General features: G+C 58.9%; 12 protein-coding genes and 2 pseudogenes. 8 read left to right on the top strand and 6 right to left on the bottom strand.

Annotation, left to right across the window (positions count from 1 at the left end; all coding sequences use genetic code 11):
* Positions 1-91 precede the first annotated feature (91 nt).
* On the top strand, positions 92-2,065 hold the full coding sequence (locus tag AC6BOR_RS09675) for a helicase HerA-like domain-containing protein (RefSeq protein ID WP_498058248.1): 1,974 nt from the start codon (positions 92-94) through the stop codon (positions 2,063-2,065).
* Between the two features lie 243 nt (positions 2,066-2,308).
* On the opposite strand, the gene AC6BOR_RS09680 is transcribed toward AC6BOR_RS09675, so the two are convergent.
* On the bottom strand, positions 2,309-2,557 hold the full coding sequence (locus tag AC6BOR_RS09680) for a transposase (RefSeq protein WP_498058249.1): 249 nt from the start codon (positions 2,555-2,557) through the stop codon (positions 2,309-2,311).
* A 198-nt stretch (positions 2,558-2,755) separates the two neighbouring features.
* On the opposite strand from AC6BOR_RS09680, the gene AC6BOR_RS09685 reads away from it, so the two are divergent.
* Entirely contained in the window at positions 2,756-6,970 is a 4,215-nt protein-coding gene (locus AC6BOR_RS09685; RefSeq protein ID WP_498058250.1) for a protein NO VEIN domain-containing protein, read from the top strand.
* A 67-nt stretch (positions 6,971-7,037) separates the two neighbouring features.
* Here the strand turns inward: AC6BOR_RS09685 and AC6BOR_RS09690 are convergent.
* Positions 7,038-7,325 (bottom strand): annotated as a pseudogene (locus tag AC6BOR_RS09690) (integrase core domain-containing protein); the annotation flags it as partial.
* 62 nt (positions 7,326-7,387) lie between these two features.
* Between AC6BOR_RS09690 and AC6BOR_RS09695 the strand changes: the two are divergent.
* Positions 7,388-8,538 (top strand): IS3 family transposase gene (locus AC6BOR_RS09695; protein ID WP_498058251.1). Its coding sequence is split into 2 segments (ribosomal slippage): positions 7,388-7,640 and positions 7,640-8,538, totalling 1,152 coding nucleotides; the frame shifts between segments, so codons are not numbered across the junction.
* A 25-nt stretch (positions 8,539-8,563) separates the two neighbouring features.
* Here the strand turns inward: AC6BOR_RS09695 and AC6BOR_RS09700 are convergent.
* The 4 genes and pseudogenes from AC6BOR_RS09700 to AC6BOR_RS09715 all read right to left on the bottom strand — a co-directional run.
* Positions 8,564-9,512: pseudogene (locus tag AC6BOR_RS09700) on the bottom strand (IS3 family transposase); the annotation flags it as partial.
* 558 nt (positions 9,513-10,070) lie between these two features.
* The gene (locus tag AC6BOR_RS09705) at positions 10,071-10,508 is read right to left on the bottom strand and encodes a hypothetical protein (RefSeq protein WP_498058252.1); all 438 of its coding nucleotides are present in this window, start codon (positions 10,506-10,508) and stop codon (positions 10,071-10,073) included.
* Positions 10,505-11,191 (bottom strand): OmpA/MotB family protein, encoded by a 687-nt coding sequence (locus AC6BOR_RS09710; RefSeq protein WP_498058253.1) that lies wholly within the window; start codon positions 11,189-11,191, stop codon positions 10,505-10,507. The genes AC6BOR_RS09705 and AC6BOR_RS09710 overlap by 4 nt, the downstream gene beginning before the upstream one ends.
* Complete coding sequence (locus AC6BOR_RS09715) at positions 11,188-12,822, bottom strand: hypothetical protein (protein ID WP_498058254.1); 1,635 nt, start codon at positions 12,820-12,822, stop codon at positions 11,188-11,190. The genes AC6BOR_RS09710 and AC6BOR_RS09715 overlap by 4 nt, the downstream gene beginning before the upstream one ends.
* A gap of 85 nt (positions 12,823-12,907) precedes the next feature.
* Here AC6BOR_RS09715 and AC6BOR_RS09720 point away from each other — a divergent pair, with 85 nt between their 5' ends.
* The 5 genes from AC6BOR_RS09720 to AC6BOR_RS09740 are packed head-to-tail and all read left to right on the top strand — an operon-like array spanning position 12,908 to position 20,487.
* Positions 12,908-14,209 carry a hypothetical protein gene (locus AC6BOR_RS09720; protein WP_498058255.1) on the top strand — a complete coding sequence of 434 codons (1,302 nt, stop codon included), beginning with the start codon at positions 12,908-12,910 and terminating at the stop codon, positions 14,207-14,209.
* On the top strand, positions 14,206-14,868 hold the full coding sequence (locus AC6BOR_RS09725) for a hypothetical protein (protein WP_498058256.1): 663 nt from the start codon (positions 14,206-14,208) through the stop codon (positions 14,866-14,868). The genes AC6BOR_RS09720 and AC6BOR_RS09725 overlap by 4 nt, the downstream gene beginning before the upstream one ends.
* Positions 14,869-14,873: 5 nt before the next feature.
* The gene (locus tag AC6BOR_RS09730) at positions 14,874-16,391 is read left to right on the top strand and encodes an FtsZ/tubulin family protein (RefSeq protein WP_498058257.1); all 1,518 of its coding nucleotides are present in this window, start codon (positions 14,874-14,876) and stop codon (positions 16,389-16,391) included.
* Positions 16,391-19,741, top strand: coding sequence for a hypothetical protein (locus AC6BOR_RS09735; protein ID WP_498058258.1), 3,351 nt, complete (start codon positions 16,391-16,393; stop codon positions 19,739-19,741). The genes AC6BOR_RS09730 and AC6BOR_RS09735 overlap by 1 nt, the downstream gene beginning before the upstream one ends.
* Entirely contained in the window at positions 19,738-20,487 is a 750-nt protein-coding gene (locus AC6BOR_RS09740) for a hypothetical protein (RefSeq protein ID WP_498058259.1), read from the top strand. Before AC6BOR_RS09735 ends, AC6BOR_RS09740 begins: the two co-directional genes overlap by 4 nt.
* Positions 20,488-20,755 lie beyond the last annotated feature (268 nt).

The following is a 20,755-nucleotide window of genomic DNA, read 5'->3' on the forward strand; positions in this document are numbered from 1 at the left end:
CAGAAACGCCACGCTCGCTGTGTTCCGCGGTAAGGGGCCAGACCAAGTTCGTCGCCGTTACGCGTGCCGCCGGCCGGCGCGCACACCTTGCGTGGGCGAGACTTGGCAAGTCGAGGGGACAGTGGAGCACCACCCACTGCATGGAACACAGGTTCAGATCGATTCGATGATACCAGCACGTCCCCGCGGCCGTCTCATTCGCCATCTGCTTGCCGGCGAACGCTTCCCGGGTGTCGGCGAGGTTACTGCGAACAGGCTGTGCGACGCACTGCTGGCCGACGACCTCATCGCAATCCTTGACGCTGGTGACGCCGAGGCACTCCGGAACGTACTCGGCGAAGGACCGCGCGCCGAGGCGCAGATCGAGACGATCCTGACCGAGTGGCCGCTCGTCGAGCACGAGCCCCAGCTGCTCGCCTGGTTCGACCGAAACGGCGTCCCAATTGACGTCGCTGCCAAGGCGCTCGCCTGCTACGGGGCCGAAGCGCTTCGGTTGATCTCCGATGACCCCTATCGCCTGCTAGCGTTTGCAAGCTGGAAGACAGTCGATGGGGTGGCCCTTGCTGCCGGCGTAGACGCGAACGATCCCCGTCGACATGTCGCCGCCGTCGAGGCTGCGCTTCACGAACACCTAGGTACCGGTGCCACTGTCATGTCCGAAGGCGCGCTTGGCAGAGCCGTGGACGCCCTCCTAGGAGCGGGGAAGGGTCGAGCGGCATTGGAGGTCGCTCGACTTCACAAGGCTGTGGTGGATCGCTCTGCGGGCTGGCAGGCAGCTGGCCCGGCGCTCATGGAGGAGGCGGTCGCCGCCAGAATCGCTCGCGAGTTAACGGCCTATACCCCACGTCCGAGTCTCCTTGCCCTGCCGGTTCCAAACATGAACAGTGAGGCAAGCCTGAATGATGGCCAGAAGAACGCCGTCAGGATGGCGTTGGCCGAACGATTCTCACTTGTGACGGGTGGCGCCGGCACGGGCAAAACGACGATGCTTGGCGCTCTTCATCGGGCCGCTGCCGAAGCGGGCGTACCGGTCGAGATGATGGCACTCTCGGGGCGGGCGGCGCTGCGGATGTGCGAAGCAACGGGCGGGACTGCCCGCACCATCGCAGGATGGCTGGCGCTCCTCGAACGCGGGAAGCTTCAGCTGAACGGCGCACCGCTTATCATTGTCGACGAGGCCAGCATGCTCGACCTGGGCTCACTCTATCGGATCATGTCGGGCGCCCCGGAGGGCTCGCGCTTCCTCCTAATCGGCGATGACGGCCAGCTGCCGCCGGTAGGCTTCGGCCTTACCCTTCACGCCCTTATCGGGGTTCCCGACATCCCCCGCATCCATCTCACCGAAGTGGTCCGCCAAGCTGCCGAAACCGGCATTCCTGTATTCGCGGCCGCGCTCAGAGAGGGCACGCTACCCGATCTTGAAGCCTATGAGACGGGCACTGCGACCGGTGTGTCGATCGCCGCTTGCGCGGAAGGCGAGGTTGCCTCCACCGCCGTGACGATCAGGCGTGCTATGGGTGATGCGCGCATTGTCGGCTCGGTGAAGGGCACCTCGGAACCGGCGTCTGGGGGCACAGTCGCGATGAACTGCCTGCTCCATGGCGCCTGGATAGAAGCGAAAAGCCTTGCCCCCGCGACGTTCGCCCGCGGCGAACCAGTGATTTGGACGGTCAACGATTACGACTTGGAACTCTGGAATGGCAGCCTCGGCCGCGTAGTCGGCGAGGTCGAAAACGGGCTAGCGGTTCGCTTCGACGAGGGCAACCGCGTCATCCCGCACGAGTTGCTGAACAACCTGGAGCTCGCTTGGGCTATCACGACCCACAAGGCTCAAGGCTCATCCTTCGACACAGTTGTGGTGCCCGTAACGCAGAGCCGCCTCCTTGACCGCACACTCCTTTACACCGCTGTGACCCGGGCGCGACGACGCGTGGTCCTTGTTGGAGATCCGTCCGTGATCAGACAGGCTGTGCGACGGCCGGCGTCTGCTGCGCAACGGACGACTTGGCTGTCACAAGCAGTTGCAAGGGCGTGCGCTCGCGCAAGCTGCGGCCGCGCCATCTAGGTCGGACACGCCCTCGACGCAAAAGCCTCGGTCAGGATCTGCAGACGCTGTTCGTCACTCCAACGCTGCCGGCGCTCAGGCCCCGAAAACATCGTGATCTGGCCTGTCAACCGCTCCTAAGCGCGGCCTTACGAGTGCCCTTAAGAGCTGGCCGACACGCTAAAGAGCAAGGCGGCCTTCACCAAAGGGATATATTGCGGCTGGCGCGGTGCGATATCCACAAACTGACGCCAGCACCCGCACCTACGCCTTGAAGATGTCTGCGACCCTGTGGACGGTCCGCAACGGATTGCGCTGATCGATAACAAACGCTGCCAATGCGTCGCATATGCCCAAGGCTTTTTCGGTCATAGACAGCAGCAACGCACCGCCGTCCGAGTTCCTATGGCACCCATCAAGTGCCGCTGTTATTTTTTCGCCCAGCACCGCTGGAAACGAAAGCGGCAGCGCGCTATCACTCTCGTTAGCAGGAGTGGCATGTGGCATTTTCATCTCGGCGGAATTGACTTTGGCGAGACAAGTACTAAACTAGGCCAACGATTTCTGACACTTCTGCTACGCCAAAGTCATTTCGCCGGTGAAAATGTGGGCTATTGGAATCATGTTAGAATGACATTTCAGATCTAAGGTCGCTCTGACATCTCCTCTTCTTGACAAGCCGGCATTAACCCAGCGCACATAGAGGGCCTTGTGAGTGAATTAAGCGCAGCTTCACCCGAGGAATCCACCCCGTTCGCTACTGCTGTTGAATGGAACGCCTTCCTGAAGCGCGAACTTGAGGGGAGCGTCGCGGCCTACGTCGCAAAGCCCGCTCTGCTCGTTCGCGATTTCAATGACGAACGTCAGGTGCGCGGCGATTACGCGGGTCGCGAACTTCTCGAGCTTGTGCAAAATGCAGCAGATGCTGCCGTCGAGACAGGGGGCAACGGACGTGTCCTAATCGACGTAAAGCGAAGTGGGCTTTTCGTCGCCAACACTGGCCAGCCCTTCCGCCCATCCGGGATCTCGTCCCTGATGACAGCACATCTAAGCGACAAGCCACAGCGCAAGCGAGGGCTTATTGGCGCGAAGGGACTTGGTTTCCGAGCTATTCTCAACTGGTCGCGTGAGCCCTTTATCTCCAGTGGCGCTCTCGAGCTTGCGTTCTCTCAAACACACAGCGAGCAGGCTGTTCGCGAACTCGGCGCCCAGCACGACAGCATTGCAAGATTTCTAGCTGGTGGCCGACCGCTTCCGGCGCCGATCTTGCCCTTTCCCCTATTCGGCCCAGCCATCGGAACCATAGAAGCAGCGGATTCGCGCAGGGAGTTGGTCGCATATGTGCGGCAGCTGCGGGAAGCAGGCTACGATACTGTGATTGCGTCGCCATTCTTCGACGACCAAGCCTTCAGCATGGCGAAGGAACAGACGGCCGAGTTCGCGCCCAGGTTTCTTTTGTTTGTCCGAGCATTGACGGAAATCGAGATTCGAGTGGAGGGATCGGAACCTCGTATCTGGAGGACGAGCCCTACCAGCGGCGATCAAGTTGAGCTGGAGATCACGGAAGGCGAGGCGTTCACGACCGAGTCTTGGATTTGTCGCTATGCCGAAGGTGAGCTGGCAGAAAATCCAGAGCGGACCGCAGATCAACCAGGCCGTTACGAACTCGCGGTCGCCCTACGGACAGATGCGGTGAATACACGCCACAAACTGCATTGCTTTTTTCCAACCAGTGTTTCCCTGCCATTTCCTGCCCTTTTTCACGCTACCTTGGAGATAACATCCAATCGGAAGGCCTTGAAAGATAAATCTAATCTGAATGATGAAGTGTTGACCAAGTTCGCGGATTTTTACGCGATGATACTGTCAGATCTGCGCCAAAAGGGCGCCGTCCGAAACGCACTGGAATTTCTTTATGCGGACGAGACATTCCCGGAGCCACTGAAGCCATTCCAAAAAGCGGTTTATGACTATGCGGCGCGGTGGCCGATTATCGCGACGATCAATAGCGAGCACGTGTGCGCAGATAGGACCCGTCTTGCTCCTAAGGGTTATGAAGAGTTCCTCCCGAAACGTTTGTTCCCTGGGCTAGCGCGCTGCAATTCGGACAGGGATCATGCTGTTCTAAGCGCGCTGGGCGTAAAGCGCATGGCGCCAGATGAAGCCATCGATGTACTTCGAACAGCAGACCTGGACCTTGATGAACGCGCCAGCGTGATAGCCGGCATCGCTCAGAACCTTCCAGACCAGTTTCACTTGAGATCATTTCTGATCGACCAACGTGGTCGCCCGCTGAAGGCCAGTAACAGCTGCTTTCCGCTACCGACGAGCGGAAGCCCGCCAGTACTTCCTCGCTGGGCAAGAGCAAAGTTCCTTAACGGCCCACTTTGGGACCGACTGAGCGCCGCTCTGCCAGGGACGCCTCGCGAGAAGATCTTACGGCTGAGGTCCTTCGGTGTTGAGGAATACAACCTCGATGGCGTTGTGCGCTCTCTAGTCCGGCAAGCCGAACGGCTGATCGAACGCAGCCGGGCTGGGGTCGACACGCACATACGCCGCGAGTTGCTGTCAACGCTCGCCGGGATTTATAACCGAGAGGGAGCGGCCGTCCCGAGATTTCCTCAATTATCGGTCATGGCCTGTGCGAAAGACGGAATATGGAGGCCAACAAGGGACCTGCACCATTCCGAAGGCTACGGCCTATCAGGGCGAATCAACGAAGCTCTCTATGTTGCTCGTCCCGATTTGTTGTTGGCGCCTCTCAGCGATCAAGGCCTGACGGACGGTCTACGCGACCCAGGTGGATTCTTCGACTGGATAGGCGCCAACCAATGGCCAAAGCTCGATGAAGTCAGTGGAGGCTCGAACCATTGGCAAGCGCTCCTTGAGAACTTACCGGATAAGTTCGAAGTTGTTGACGACAAAGGGGCTCGTCAAGATATCGGACGAAGCGATCTATCTTTAGGCCACTCTGCTCGCTTTAGAGCAGCAACCATCGTTGGCCTCAATGACATCTTAGGCTCGGCAAACAGCGATGCCATCGTCGCGTGGCTCGCTCGAGATTCTCGGTTCGACGCTGCTACTGGCTACCAATTCTCCTGCTCGCTCGAAGCGCGCAAGAATGGCAATGCGAAATTCCGAACTTATCGAGGGAGTTTGCCGGATCTAGTACGTCTGCAGATTCGGGCCGCACCCTGGCTCGAATGCATCGATGGCCAGAGGCGGGCGCCTGCCCAAGCCATGAGGGACCCAGGCCGCTTAGTTGGACTGTTTGTTAGACCCAGGCCGCCTTCAGACGGTATCGCGGCGACTCTTTCGCTCGATCACACACTTTGGGCGAAAGGTTTGGCCAACGCCTCAATACCGGCAACCCTTCAGGATCTGTCAGAGTCAGAGATATATCGGTTGCTTCATGGCCTTCAGGACAGGGGTTTTGAACCAGATCTGGTTCGGCGTTTCTATCTCCATATACTCGAGCTGGATGACTTCACGGCTGAGCGCGGGGGCGCTGCCTTAGAGAAGTTCAGGCAAACAGGTACGATTCAAGCTCGCCGCGGCCGTGTTGTTGAATGGCTCTCTCCCGGCGCCACATTTTACGTCGACCGCGATGGCATCCCCTCATCTGTGCGGGAGCATCTTCCGCTCATCGATCTGCCAACCCGTCGAGGCGCCAAACAAGTGTCTGAACGATTCGGTGTTCAGTCGCTGGGCCGCCAGGATTTCTCGATCGAGATTACAACATGCTGCGCCGCGCCCGAGCCAGACCGAACTTTGCTCGCCCATCGGTTCGCTGAATGCAAAAAATTTATCAGGGCGCTGCGGTCAGCAGTGTCGTCCGACACGTCGTCGCTGCGTCAACTTGAGCGACTTCAACTGGTCCCGGTTACAGAGATGTCGCTGAAGGTGAGCTTACGAGAGAAGGCATTTGCCGGCCCTCTGGAGTCGTGGTCGCACCTACTTGATGATAACAAACTTTATGTAAGAATCGAACCGGCGATAGAAATTGGAAAACTCTTCCATTTGTCAGCAAGCGCCGTCGGCGACGGCCTCGCGGAACTGTTCGAGATTCAGAACGGGGCCGACCTCGCCACCATGTTCGCCATGACAGATGATGCATCGCGGCGAATTATGTTTCGAAAGTTCCTGCCAAATTTTTCGGACGATGAACTCGACGCCCTTTTTGGAGAAATCGACGATCCAGGGACGCCTGCACCGCCACGGTTCGATCCTTCTCGACTTGTAGTCCCGCCGACCACTGCAAAACAGGGCGCAACCGACCCTCCTATACTGGACCAACCGCCACCGCTCGCGCCAACCGAGAACACAAATCCTGATGCCGTGAACGCGCGCGCCATTGAACCCGACAATTCCGCAGCACGCGCATCCCGCAAGTCAGCCTTAAGGGTCAGCCGTGGGTCAGGCAATTTGGGACGTGCGCCGCGGGACCCTTCGAAGTCAGGCGACGCGGAAACTTGGGCGGCGCTATTTGAAAAGCAGCAAAATCGGCATCCGCTCGAGGTGGCCCACCTTCAAGGCGAGGATGCATTTGGCTGCGATTTACTTTCATTCCTCACGACCGACGATAAGGAAGCCTTCGAGGATACGCTGGACGAGCATCTGGTGGCCAGATTCATCGAAGTGAAGTCGGGCGGAGTGCGTTTAACGTCCAATGAGGTTAAAGCAGCCAATCGCTATGCTGATAGATATTGGGTCTATCGAGTCATGTTTGACAACGAGGGCCGTGAGGCGGCGACGCTCACTGCTGTGTCTAACCCCCTAAGTCGACAAGCGGCGCTTTCCACCGAGCTGACCATAGATCTGAACGCCGTCTCCGATCGACAGGTCTTCCTTGTGACGCCAGGGGAACTAAACGAGGAGGAGAAGGAACCTTTTGCCGTTCCGTCGGCAGACGCCATCCCAAGATAGGAATTGTAGCTGCTGTGACCTGACCGTTTGAAATAATCCAGGAGGGGTTTGACCTGACCCCCTGATTTCATCCAGCGGGGATTAGAGCCGGTCGATTGTTGTTGCGCATGGGCGCGGTGGAAGCAATGGCCTGTGGAGCGGAGCCCGAAGGGCGCAGCGGAGCAGGCCATTGCTTGTTCAGTTGAGCGGCGAACGCCGCTGGGGTCTCGTAGCCAAGGGCCGAGTGTGGCCGCTCCTGGTTGTAGTCCTCGACCCAGGCAGCGATTGCGATGCGGGCATGGTCGAGGCTGAGGAACAGCGTCTCGTTGAGCAGTTCGTCACGCATCCGGCCGTTGAACGATTCCGCATAGCCGTTGACGTGCACCCCTGAATTGGTCCCATTTTTGGGTAGAGTCCGTTTCTCGAGGAGACGGACGAATGAAGCGGAGCAGGTTTTCGGACGAGCAGATCATTGGGATCGTGAAGGAGCAGGAGGCGGGCATGGCGACTGCCGAGGTCTGCCGGCGGCACGGGATCAGTTCGGCGACGTTCTACAAATGGAAGGCCAAGTACGGTGGCCTGGAGGTGTCCGAGGCCAAGCGGCTTCGGTCGCTGGAGGATGAGAACGCCAAGCTGAAGAAGCTGCTGGCGGAGGCGATGCTGGATATCGCCGTGTTGAAAGACATCAGCTCAAAAAAATGGTGACGCCCGACGCGAAGCGGAATGCGGTCGCCCATGCCCGGGAGACGTTCGGGCTGAGCGAGCGGCGGGCGTGTCGTCTGATCGGTGTCGCGAGGCGGGTGGTTCGATATGAACCGACCCGTCCCGATGATGCTGGCTTGCGCACCAGGTTGCGTGAGCTGGCTGGCGAACGGCGGCGGTTCGGCTATCGGCGCCTGGGGTATCTGCTGGCGCGCGAAGGGCATGCGCCGAACCACAAGAAGCTCCTGCGGATCTACCGGGAAGAAGGGTTGAAGGTGCGCCGCCGTGGCGGCCGCAAGCGGGCGTTGGGCACCAGGGCACCTATGACAATGCCGCAGGGGCCGAACCAGCGCTGGTCACTCGACTTCGTCAGTGATGCGTTCGCCTGCGGCCGGCGCTTCCGCATCCTGTGCGTGGTCGACGACTTCACGCGTGAGTGCCTGGCGCTGGTGGCCGACACGTCGCTGTCCGGTGCAAGGGTGGCGCGGGAGTTGGACAGCTTGGCGGCCGTCCGCGGCAAGCCGCTGACGGTGGTCAGCGACAATGGCACCGAACTGACCTCGACCTCCATCCTGCGCTGGTCACAGGAGCGGCAGGTGGAATGGCACTACATCATGCCGGGCAAGCCGACGCAGAACGCCTTCGTGGAGAGCTTCAATGGCCGGCTGCGCGACGAATGCCTGAACGAGACCCTGTTCACATCGCTGGCGCACGCCAGATCGATCCTCGCGGCCTGGAAGCACGACTACAACACCGTCAGGCCGCACTCGAAACTGGGCGGATGCGCCCCTGCCGAGATCGCCGGCCAACGGGGTTGGGGGCATGCCCCCAACCCCGTTGCCATCACATCAACCATCAGCCATCAAAGCACAGGACTCTACTTCTGATCGGTACCAATCAGGGGTGCACGTCACCATTGAAGGACTCGATGAAGGCATTATCCGTCGGTTTGCCGGGCCGGCTGAAGTCGAGCGTTACCCCTTTCATGTAGGCCCACAGGTCGAGCTCACGGGAGATGAACTCGCTGCCTTGGTCAACGCGGATCGACCCAGGATAGCCCACCTGGGCACAGACCCGTTCCAGCACCTCGACCACGTCGGATGCCCGGAACCGGAACCGCGGCACGACCGCCGGTGCATAACGGCTGAACGTGTCGACGATCGTCAGGATGCGCAGCTTCGGGCCTGTCGCCAGTTGGTCATGAACAAAGTCCATTGACCAGGTCTCGTTCGGCCCAGTTGCCGCGCAGCGGCCTTCACGCAGCTTTGCCTTCACCCGGCGCTTGTGTGGCTTGCGGCGCAGCTGCAAGCCCATCTCCTTGTAAAGGCGATAGATCCGCTTCCCGTTCACGTCCCAGCCCTCCCGGCGCAACAGCACATGGATCCGGCGATAGCCGTATCGAACCCGCGTCTCCGCAATCTCCTTGATCCGTTGCTTCAGGTCGGCCTGCTCAGTCCGACAGCCTTTGTAGTGGTAACTGGATCGCTCTGCTCGAAGCACGCCGCAGGCCCGCCTGATGCTCACCTGCCACGCGTTGCGAACCTCATCCAACAGCTGCCGCCGCCGAGCAGGCCTCAGAGCGTTGGCTGCGCCGCCCTTCGGGTCGTGACACGACATCCTGCAGCATCGCCTTGTCCAGGCTCAGATCCGCGACAAGCCGTTTGAGCTTGGCGTTCTCCTCTTCCAGCTGGCGAAGCCTCTTCATCTCGGACGGCATCAATCCGGCGTACTTCTTCCGCCAGTTGTAGAACGTCGCCTCGCTGATCCCCGCCTTCCGGCAGACCTCCCCGATGCTCGTTCCATCCTCCGCCTGCTTCAGCACGAAGGCAATCTGCGCCTCCGAGAACTTCGATCGCTTCATCGCTTCCTCCGTCTCCCGGCCATCTTCCTAAACTGGAATCTTCCAGCTCAGAACGGTCCAGGAAACAGGAAGCAGGTCAACGGGTATCCTACGCTGGTCACCGCCATGACAGGTTCAGTGAGTACAAATGCGGGCGCAACTGCCTCCCGGTCGCGTCGCCGAAAAAAGCCAACCTTCTTCTCGGGCGTGACCTGCCCATAATAGACCCAGCCACCATCGCCAGCGAGGGCGTATAGCGTTCCGGCCGTCATGTCGGCACGGGCGGTAGGCTTCGGCTCGAACACGTCCTTATCGTGAGCAACTACGACGGCCGCCTCAACGTCCGCTTCCCACCAGATATCCCCGTTCCGCGGCCTTCGCCGGATGGCTACGGCTCCCTTCCGGAAACCTTGAATCAGAACCTCACCGCCTTGGGAATCCCGTTTATGGGTACACGGCCTAGTTCAATCGGCGCCTCGTGCTCGAACCTATCGGTAAAGCCCAATCTGCAAAAGCAGAGGACAGCTACTATGCCGTCAAAAATGACGAATTGCCGATTATCACAAGGATAAATATTAATTAAATTTGTAACATGGCATAAGGCAATCCAATATCAATACACAGCATTGCTAGGCAGATGGCTAACCAGATCAGCAAATGCTGGCGTGCGATGCGATCGAATTCAGTGAAGATCTCCGGATCTGGGTATACATTCGCAGCTATCGGCGGCGCGGCTGGCTCGGCGCTGCTCTTTTCGTCTCGGCTATCCCCGGACTTGTGGCCGCCGGTACCGGGAGTGCGTGAACTCCCTGCCGTGCCCGGCCACCCTTTTGCTCTGCTTTGGGCACCATTTTCGATACTGGTCTCACTGCCGCGGCGAGCCGGTGACTTGCGGATGTCATGGTCGGAAAGTCGCCTCTTAGCTGCCAGTGCCTCCAGTTCGGAGGTTAACGTCTCAACGTGATTGTTAAGCACCGTAAGACGCTGTTGGGCGATTTGTGGGCCAGTATTCATCAATTGAGTGGGACCATCGTAAAGCGGAGGTCTACGCGACGGTTCTCAGCGGCAGCCGGATTGTCTGTGACGACCAGGCGGCTGTCCGCATAGCCACTGATCCCGAGCAAAGGCACCCTGACCTTCTCATCTGCATTCAAGAGTTCGCCAAGCCGAGGTGCCGTTTGGACCAAGGTTTCACGAACCCGCGTCGCGCGTGCAGCTGAGAGCTCCCAATTGTCTTTCCAAGGAGCCTTGGCTCGCAGGCTGTTTGTGTGTCCCTCGATATAGATGGCATCGAGCACGGGCGCACTATCTTTGGGACATGTGTCGGTGCGGTTCCGAGTGTAACAGGGTACCTTGCCCTGTAACGCAGTTGCTAGTCGCCTAAGGGTGGGCTCGGCACCCTGCCGCAAGGTCGCGCTATTGTCGGCGAACAACGTGTCCTGCGGAAGTCGGATGATTCCCTCGTTCAGCGCGGTCTGTTCTCGTGGATCCAGGCCCGCTGCATTGACCACAGCCAGCAGCAGCTGTTCGCGGGCTTTTTGCTGGAGTTCCGCTGCTCGCTGGAGCTTGTTCCGTTCGATCCGGAACCCTATAGCGAATGACACGAGCAGGATAATGAAGATAAACAGGAAGCCGATCACCAGATCAGTAACTGACGCATAGAAGTTGTCGGCTGGAACGGTGCGGCGAGCCCGGCTCATTGGCGAGCCTCGGGGTCTGCAGCTGGCAGCTCAGGCGATGCTGGCCGTGGTGCGAATGTCCTGACCTCTGGGTTGCCCGGGCTTGGCGGCGGGACCACTTTATCCGCGGTTTCAGGCGCCCGGCTGGCGTTGAATGATTCATTGGGAGGAAAGGGTGGGATTGAGGTTCCGCCTTCTGGGTTAACCTTGTCCAGAAGGGAATCGATCCGATCGATAACGTTGGCTAGTCCTTGATCCAAGCCAACTAGGCCTTGTTGCCAGGCCAACAATGCGGGAGCCACCTCGACACCGGCACGTTCGAATAGCTTTGCGGCCTCATTCAGCGCCGCGCCAGCAGGTGCTGCGTGGCGCACGGCGTCCACAACCGGTAAAGCATCTACGAGTGCTTGTCGGGCTGTACGCAAACCTTCAGCACCGTCTTCCAATTCGCCTCGAAAGCCCTGGACCGATTTCATAAGCCTTTGGTCTGCGGCAGTCACAGCAGCCGTTAGATCGCGCAACAGTTTTTCGATGCCACTGTAAACTTCAGCCGCGTTGTCTGCACCGTTCCGCATGCGTAACACGCTGTCATCAACCGCTTCCGCATAGGCCGTGGCAGCCGCTTTAATGGCTGGCGGCACCTCGGCAAATCGGGTCACCGCAGTCTCAAGCTGTTCCGCAAGTGTTCGACTGTACTTCTCAATGGCGATACCCAGATCGCGCGCGAAAGCGGCTGCCATCATTTCGATCTGCTTGGCATTCACCTCCGCGACCTGCTGTGACAGGTCGGTCATCCGATCCGCAATGGGAGTCAGCGCAGCTACCAGGCCGTTTTCCAGCTCTTGTCGTACAGACGCCGCCACTGCCGCCGCCAAGTCCCTGTTACGCGCCCTGGTTAGGCGATTCTGTTCAGCCGACCGAATCACCAGATCAGCCAGCAGGGCTTGCTGGCTCACCTGAGGCAGCGCGCTCGCAATCGTATCAGCCAGTTCTGTGAGTGCAGTTTCAGCACGAAGCACGCCCTGATTGCGAGCTCCTATGAACCAGATTGAACAGCCGATCCCGAAGATGGAGGTCAGGAACTTGAGAGCGCTCGCCTCCAGAAGTGGCACAATCGCTGTAATTGATTGGGTATCCGTCGCGTTCAGGGTGGTCACGCCCACGCCGATCGTCAATGCCAGCAGGATAAAAGTCGTGGCCAAGCCGGCACCAACTAGGATGTTTGGGTAAGCCTCAAAACGGCGGAGATCGACGTCCTTTTGGTACAACAGTTCCGGCGAAAAGAGGTCTTGCGGACTCCGGCTCAGCGCCTGCCCTCGGCTGGTGAGCAACAGGCTTTGCTCGAGTTCCCGCCAGGCCAACCCGAGCGGGCCACCTCCACGACGTCCAGCCAGGAAATCGTTTGAGATCAATATGGAGAGGTGCTGCGGAGCGTTACCTGATTCGTCATCGTTCTGGGCATATGTTTCGTCGTTGGCAGGCAACGCCGACATGCACCTCGAGAGTTCGCGCCGATCGCTTTCGGTCGCTGTTACGAACGCATTTATCCGGGTTCGAAATTGCCTCCATGTAGAAGCGGTGCCGAGGACCAGCACAAAGATCCCAATGATCGTTGCAACGAGAAGAACCGTGTACAAATCCATGTGGAACAACTGCCCTCGCTGGTCTTGCTGTGATTTGGGGGTTGCCATAAAGCGCCATAACGGTCCAGTCATGTATCAGGATGGGGGTGAGTGCATGGGCTACGTGGCAAGCAAGAGGCTGTGGGTGTCGTTGGCTATGCCGCTTCTCATAGCGGCAGCGCCTTTGGCCGCTATCGCTCCACCTTCTGTGCCAACTTTGAACGTCTACCTTGATGCTTCGGGAACGATGGCTGGTTTTGTTCGGCCGCATTTCAACGAGAAGCCCATAGGTGACCTCCTGACCCTCTTGACAAATGGCGTTGGTACGCCGCCGAAATCGGCGCTTAAATGGCGCTGTTTTGGCAACACGATCGCTCTGATCACCGGTGATGTAGACGCCTTCAGCAAGCCCGAGGTCTATTCCAAGCCAACGGCTTCGCCGTGCGGCAATCAGGACAGCCGTGTCGACAAGGTCTTGGCAGAAGTTCGAAGGCAACCAATCGGAAGCTTGAGCTTGATTGTTAGCGATCTGTGGCTTGATGGCAATGAGATGGATGCCGATCCGGCGGTGGCGTTGGGGGTGCCACTTAAGGGAATGCTGGAGGAGGGGCGGGCCGTGGCCATTCTTGGCATTGAGGCGTCATTCCAGGGCAGAATAACGAACGTTCCTGGGCTAGCCGGTGGCAGTTTTGCTAGCGCTACCAAGCGGCCTCTGTTCATCCTCGCTGTTGGCCCGGAAGCCGATCTGGTTCGATTGGTCCAAGGCTTGCGCGGTAGTGGGGCGCCGTCGTTCGCAGGCAAGCGGCTAAATGTTGCGCTGTTCCGGGGGCGGGGGCGCCCTCGGACCGTGGCGCCTCCTATAACGTTGGGCGGGGGTATCTCAGGTAATCTAGGGGCCTACCAGATCGACAAGCAGCTCTTCGCTCAACAGCAGGGGCGGCTTGAGCGGATGGTAGCCGGTAGGGAGAAGCTGCTGCCCGGTACCGTCTGGCAAGGCCCCCTGATCGGGACCGCGCTAGTCGAACTCCAGAACAGCCAACGAGGCTGGCAGCTTCTGCCGAAACCTTTGCCTGTTTGGTGGGGGGCGAACGATAAGCGCAGTCTGCAGTTTCGGTTAGATGCTGCTTCGTTGAAGGGTCTACCGGCCGGTAGCTATCGGGTGACGGCGCTTATGGGCAACAAGGGGCTTGTTCGTCCCAATCCAGACACCAAGTGGCTGCGGGACTGGAGCATGTCGTCATCGGAGAAGCCTCAGCCAGGTTTCGTGAAGGCGCTCCAGTTGGCAGTATTGGCGGACATACTTGAAGCGGGCGACGATCAATTGGCGCGCCAAGTGCCATTTGGGAGGAAAGGTAGTGTTGAGCTGCCATTCCGCCCGAACCAAATGTTTCAGTTTAACCTGAAGGTGAAAGAATGACCGGAAAGCACTGGGTTGTCTCCCTTCTTTCGGTTCTGCTGCTGCCGCTGTTGGCTGGCGCTGTACTGTGGTGGGGCATGAATGCGCAGTTGACTGACACTCGCTGGCTGGACCCGTCAGTCTTGAATGACGCATCCAGCACTCAGCAGACCAGGCTCGCTGAAACGTCCGAAGTTGGTGCTGCGGATGAGAATGAGTTTGGTGAGTCTGCCTTGCCAGAGGTTCACGGTGACGCAGGCCAAACCCAGAGCAGTCAGGGAAACGTGCTTGTCGACACAGTCCGTGAGCAGGTTACAGGCCGGCTAGTGGAGGCCATTTGGTATGGCGTCCTAGCTACAATCGTTCTGGGCACCATATGGACGTTCATTGTGGCAGCGAAACTGCCAACCGTGGTTGGTCCTCAGTCAGCTCGCAATTTGTCTGTGCCTTGGTGGGGCTTGACCCTTGCGCAGATCGTGCTTGTTGCTGTTCTGGCTTATTCTGCCACGGCCAGTGACGAAGTGGCGACTTACATCGTCGAGGTCGGCAAGCTGGGCTATTGCGCCACCATCGTATTGATATTGCTGATCACGTGGTGGCTGGCCAGCCTTCTGGCAACACCGCACCGTTTGCGCCCATCGGTGCTTGGCGGCAACAGCGTGCCGTTCGGGATGGAGTGAGCGCCATGACCAAAGCCATTGTCATCACTATGGGGGGGACCGGTGCAAAACTCGGCGAAGCCCTTACTCATCTCGTCGCTTCCGGGATCGGTCCGAATGACGTCCACTTGTTCCCCGTCGATCAGGACAGTGGCAACGGCAACACGGCCCGGCTAGAGCGCGTTGCCAAAGCTTATGAGAATTGCCGCAAGCTTTGGCGGACACCAGGCCAACCACATGTCGTTACCGATGATCTCTTCGCTCATAGTTTGACGTTGGCGTCCCGTTGGACGCCGCACGACGGCGGTAGCACTTTGTCCAAACTCCTGGGGCCGATGGACGCGGAGGACAAGGCCCTATTCGATCTCCTCTATTGCCCTCGGACTGAGCAGGACATGGGCCTTGGCGGTGGCTATCGCGCCAGGCCCAATGTTGGGGCTACCGCTTTGACCACTGCCATCCGCGATACGCCTCAGCCTGACTTTTGGACTGAACTAACCCAGGCAATGGCGCCGGCACTGAACGGCAATCCCGTTCGGGTGCTGTTGATGGGCAGCTTGTTTGGTGGGACCGGAGCGGCTGGCTTTCCGACTTTGGCGCGCTTGATCCGTAACCACGCTGCCAAGATGCGTATGGGCAGCAACCTCAGCATCGGCGGTGTGTTGATGCTGCCCTATTTTGATTTTCGAGATCCTGATCAGGATGCACATGGCGATGCGGCCAACGTGGCACGACAGGAAGAGCTGTTGCTGCAGACCCGCAGTGCTCTTGAGCACTATGCCGAACTGACCTCGCCACATGGCGCGCTGTTCAGCGACCTCTACCTTGTCGGCTCGCAACCGTACACGCGGCTTGGCTATCATGCCCCGCAAGGCGACTCGCAGAGCAATCCGGCACTTGCAGTGGAACTGGTCGCAGCCTTGGGCGGCTGTCGCTTCCTCAAAGATGGTTCGAGCGCTGACGGCCCGAAAGTGTTCGCCACAGCACTGCAACAGGCCGGTGGCTGGAACTGGTCAGATCTTCCGGAAGTCGAAGCCTATGAGAAGCTTGGGCGCTTGCTGAGGCTTGCAACGGCGTGGCGATATTGGGAACCTCTGGCGCTCAATCCCAAGAAGCGATTGGGTTTTTTGAGAGATGCATGGGCCAAGGCACAGAACCTTGGCAAATTGTCCGACAATACAGGCATGCACGTCGAAGCGTTGGATCGTTATCTAGTTCATTTGATTGAATGGGCGGCTATGGTGGAGGCTTATGCTCGGGGATCGGGGCAGTCGTTCAACCTTTGGAGAACGGACAAGCAATTGGCTGCGCCGATCAATACCAGTGAACCGCCTATGCCTGTTCAGTTGAAGAATCTGGCTGATGAGAAGGCGTACGAAGCTGCATTTAATGATTTGATCGTTCCCGCTGAAGGCAAGCTCGACCCAGGAAATGCAGCCAGTCTTCTCACGGAGATTGGCCGGGAGGGCAATGAGGATGCGCCAGGCTTGGGTATGTTCATGACGGCGCTCCACCGCGGCTGTGCAGTTAAGGGGAGCATCTGATGCCTCATTTTCTTTTGCCCGGCCTGACACATCAAAAGCTGGGGCGGCCTGCTGTCTCTGGGCAGTGGCTGGAACTGCCAGACCTGAAGGAGTTGGCCGCTGATCTGAATATCAGCCAACAGGCTGACGACGCGGTCATCAAGAGTGTTCCGGATGCCTGGGCACCGGTCCGCGCATGGCGTCAGGCGTTGTTCAACAACCGACACCAACTGCATGCCCGCACACGGCGCCAATGGCGCGCGTTGCTTGCACTGCTGGCCTTGCAACCGCGCTTTTCCGGTGAATACATGCTCAGCCTGCGAGAGGTGCCGCTCAATGCCGGTAACCCCCGCTGGCGCGGTGTACTTTCCGAGCTGTCGCCAGCTGAGGGCATTCATGCCGCTTCTGCACAGGAAACTTGGCTGAAGCCGGTCCTGCTCAGGATCACCCCTAAGGGCGGTCAGAGCGTTGATGTGGCTATGCTGACGCCCGACACCTTGGTGGCTGCGGGCCACAGCGCCACAGCTTTGCGTATCCCTGGTGTTGTTTTTGCGGATAAAGGCCTCGCCGATCCGCTTGCCTCCGACCTTTCGGCTACAGACCTCGGCATCATTGCTGACTATGCCAACGGCATTGTGGATGCTTTGACGGGGCAGGGGGTGGATGGAAGGCTCTGGGGTAGTCTTGCCCGCGAGCTGCAAGCTTTCGCCGGCGATATCGAGGCGCAGATTGGCAGCGGCCAGTGTGGCCGGCGTCTGGCTGTTCGCGCTCGTCGATTGAACTTGCCGTTTACAGGGCTGCACAGTGTCCTCGATAGAAGCTTCGAGATTGACCCAGCTCAGTTTAGTATTGGCTTCTCCCATACGCAGTTGGCGCTGCGCCCCGTGAATGATCAGGCACCATTCGGCGGCGTCGTGTTGATCGATGAAGATCTGCCGCGGACGTTAGGAGGGTCGGCTGCATCTATTCATGTCTACCGTGAGCTCACACTCAAGGACGCGCTGAATGATCCGGCGCGCGTAAAGGCGAAAGCCGCGCAGGATGGCTGGTTGGCCATCACGGCAGACGAACTTTGGACGCCGTGTGTTGTGGATTCTGACGGCACACCGCCTGCTGCCCATGGACCCGATTGCCCAGTTCCGCTGCCAGTAACGCCGTTGGCGCTCTTGCTGGCTGATGGCGATCGACTTCGGAGCGCTGTCCGCCTCACGGCTAATGGCAAAGATCGTGAAGCCACCTTTGAGGTCCGTCTTGAGGATGGACGGCTGCATACGCTTCGGCGACGTTGGCAGCCCAACCAGATCCAGCGTGCGGATATCGACAGCTCCATGGCTGTCTGGCCTAATTTTGCGACAGGAGATTGGCCCTTTGATTTCGTGCAGAGCGCAGCCAACCCATTTGCCGAGGTTCTGCCTCAGGCCGCTGTCTCGCTGCGGTTGATCCTGGCAGACTTGCATGCCGCTGGGTCTGGTCGGAACGAACGTGCTGCCGGCTGGGGCTCAGGAGCAGTGCTACGAAAGCTCTGTGCTCAGGAGACGGGCCAGCTACCCGACCAAGGTGAAGCTTGGTTGCAGCGGATGCGTTTTGCCGACTCGTCGCAGATACGCGGCGAATGGCAAATCACGAAGATGGGCGTCGAAGCGATAGCCGTTGCTGTGCAGCATGAGGGCCTAGAGCGCGCTTGCGGGCTGGTTCTGGTCAATCGTCCGCCACCGGAGCTTACAACCAATCAGCATGCAAAGGTCGCGATCGACTTTGGTACCACGAGCAGCATTGCGTACGTGGATGTGAACGGTACGTCTCAGCCAGCTACGCTAAAGGCGCGCACATCACCGGTCATTGCGGTCGACCCGTCCCAAGTGAAGAATTGGGCTCAGCAGCAATATGTGACGCTCGTGGATTTCTTCGCTGGCATCGACTTGGCCATGCCTTTCCCGACGATGCTGAAACTGCGAGACAGCACACCTGCCAGAGCCGCTGAGTGGCCCCGCGCTGCCCAGGCATTATTCGTTCCGCCGGCACAAGGCATGGCAGTTGGCGACATTGCGCGGTGGGTCGGCAATCAGCAGTTGAAAGCCGGTCTCAAGTGGCAGGCGGGCCCCACAGGTGATGGTGGCAACAACGTCGCTGCTCTCAGGTTCCTTGAGGATCTGGTGCTCCGAGTTGCCGCCGAGCTGCGTGACAAGGGTGTCACACCTGACCACATCAATTGGCGGTTCTCCTACCCTCAGGCCTTCACTGACCGTGAAACCGCTTACTTCAAGTTGATGACTGAACAGGTCGTGCAAACGCTCTCGACCAAGGCGCGGGTTGAGCATCGTACCGAAGCTGAAGCTGCCATGACCTACTTCTGCGATGACACAGAGCAAGCCTTTAATGCACCGGCCCAGTTGGCTGTGATGCTCGATATCGGAGGCGGTACCACCGATATCGCGATCTATCTGCATAAGGAAGCGTTATGGCGCGGCTCAGTGCGGCTTGCGGCAGGGAGCTTCTTCTCCAACTGGCTGGAACGCAACAGCGGCCTGTTGCAGAAAGCACAGATGGGTGGGGCTGACCCTACCTCCGATCTTCCTAGCGATGATGCCCACCGTAAGCAGCGCCGCCTGCTGATCGAGTTGGCGGCCAGCAAGGCCACCTTCAGCGATCAGCTGAAGAAATTCATGCACAACACGGCTGGCGCCGATCCTGATCTCCAGCGCTTGCAGGTCACAGCCTCTACCGCCCTTGGCGGGTTACTATGGTATACAGGTCGAGTGCTGCATCATTTGGTTGCCAGTGGCCGTATTGATACAAAGCTGTTGGCCGATCCAACCATTCTGATGGCAGGTCGTGGTTCCAGCTATTTCCGGCTGTTAACAAAGCCTGATCAGCAACATTTGACTAAGCTTTTGCTTTCCGGTGCCGGTGTCGACGGCGAAGCGCCAGAAATGATCTTTTCCGTTAATCCGAAGCAGGAAGTTGCGCGCGGCCTTCTGCATGATGCATCGCCGTCCGCCAACAAAGCCGACGGGTTCTTGCCGTTGGGTATCGGGGTGGAGTTGCAAACCGGCGGCGACCTCGGGCCAGATGCGGATTTGCTTCAGATTGCTGGTAAGCGGCCGAGTGCGGTCAAGATGGGCGATTTCGACACGTTCCTCGGAGCACTTAGGACTGCCACGGGGATCAATCTCACGATAAGTCAGGGTGGCACTCTTCGCGCAAAAGATACGATGGCGCGGGGGGCCATTAAAGAGATGGTAAACGAAGCCCAGTTGACGCGGCCGGTAACACCACCGTTTATTGAGGCTCTACACCTGCTGGTCGATATGCTTGCGCATCCACAGGACCAGCGGGACCAGTTCCTGCGTGTTGAGGTCGGTAACCCGTGACACTGGATAACCCCTCAATCATTGCCATTGGCATCGCTTTAATTGCCCTCAGCCTGTCTGGTGTGGCGCTCTTTGTAATTGGCAAAGCGCGACGCGAGATCAAAGCTATCCGCAACTGGCTTACAGAAGCTGAAGCTGCCGGTGCCCAGGCCGAGTCTCAACTGAGGAAGCTCGAATCGGAATCCAACAGCTTGGGCAGGTTGGTTCTAACGGTTCAGGAGCTTCAGAGCCGCTTGAGCGCGCTGGAGAGTAGGAGCCCAGTAGTTAGGCCTGTACCAACGCCCGCAGTAGCGCCGCGACCTGAAATGCCGACCGGCTATTTCCCGTTGTGGGAGCGATCCTCAGAGCCTGCTCCCTCGGTGCCCACTAACGCGCCACCTCCGCCGCTGCCACCACGAGATCTCTATGCCCATCTGCTTCAAAACTTGCGGCTGGATTTCAACGCTGCGGCGCAGGAACCCTCGCATGACCGACTAGACAAGTTTGCCATTAAGCATCGGCTTGAGGAAGAGCAAGGCAATCTTTGGCGCATGAATTTGCCAGATGGTCGGGTCGCGATCCTACCTGGGCGGGCTATGCTTGTTGGTTGGGCAAGGCAGTATCGTGGTGAGACCGGCAAGTCTCTTCGCGATGACCAGCTGGCGAAATGGTATGACATGACCAATGATGAGGTCCTGTCCTTAGAGCGCGTTGCGGTCCAGCAGCCTAGCGGTGCGATCGAACCTGGAGCCTTACGCGGCGTGTGACCAACTGACTCCATTTTGGCAAACGGCATTTCAAGATACATCCATCATCGAATTTTTGCAGGAAGTTGTTAAGCGCTTTGCCGCAAGAGGGCAGGCGGCCGGGTGTGCCGGTTGTTCAATCCGAGATATGCCATGGATCAGAGCTTCGGTTCTCACGCAAGTGCGCGCGCGCCAGTCGCAGATGCACCAACTGTATCGATCAGTTTGAGAGGCCCGAACCACGGTAGACGGGCGGCCGTTGAGCTCGGTGTGTTTCTTCCGACGGCTG

The sequence above is a fragment of the Sandarakinorhabdus sp. FBCC-B8862 genome, from assembly GCF_059745315.1.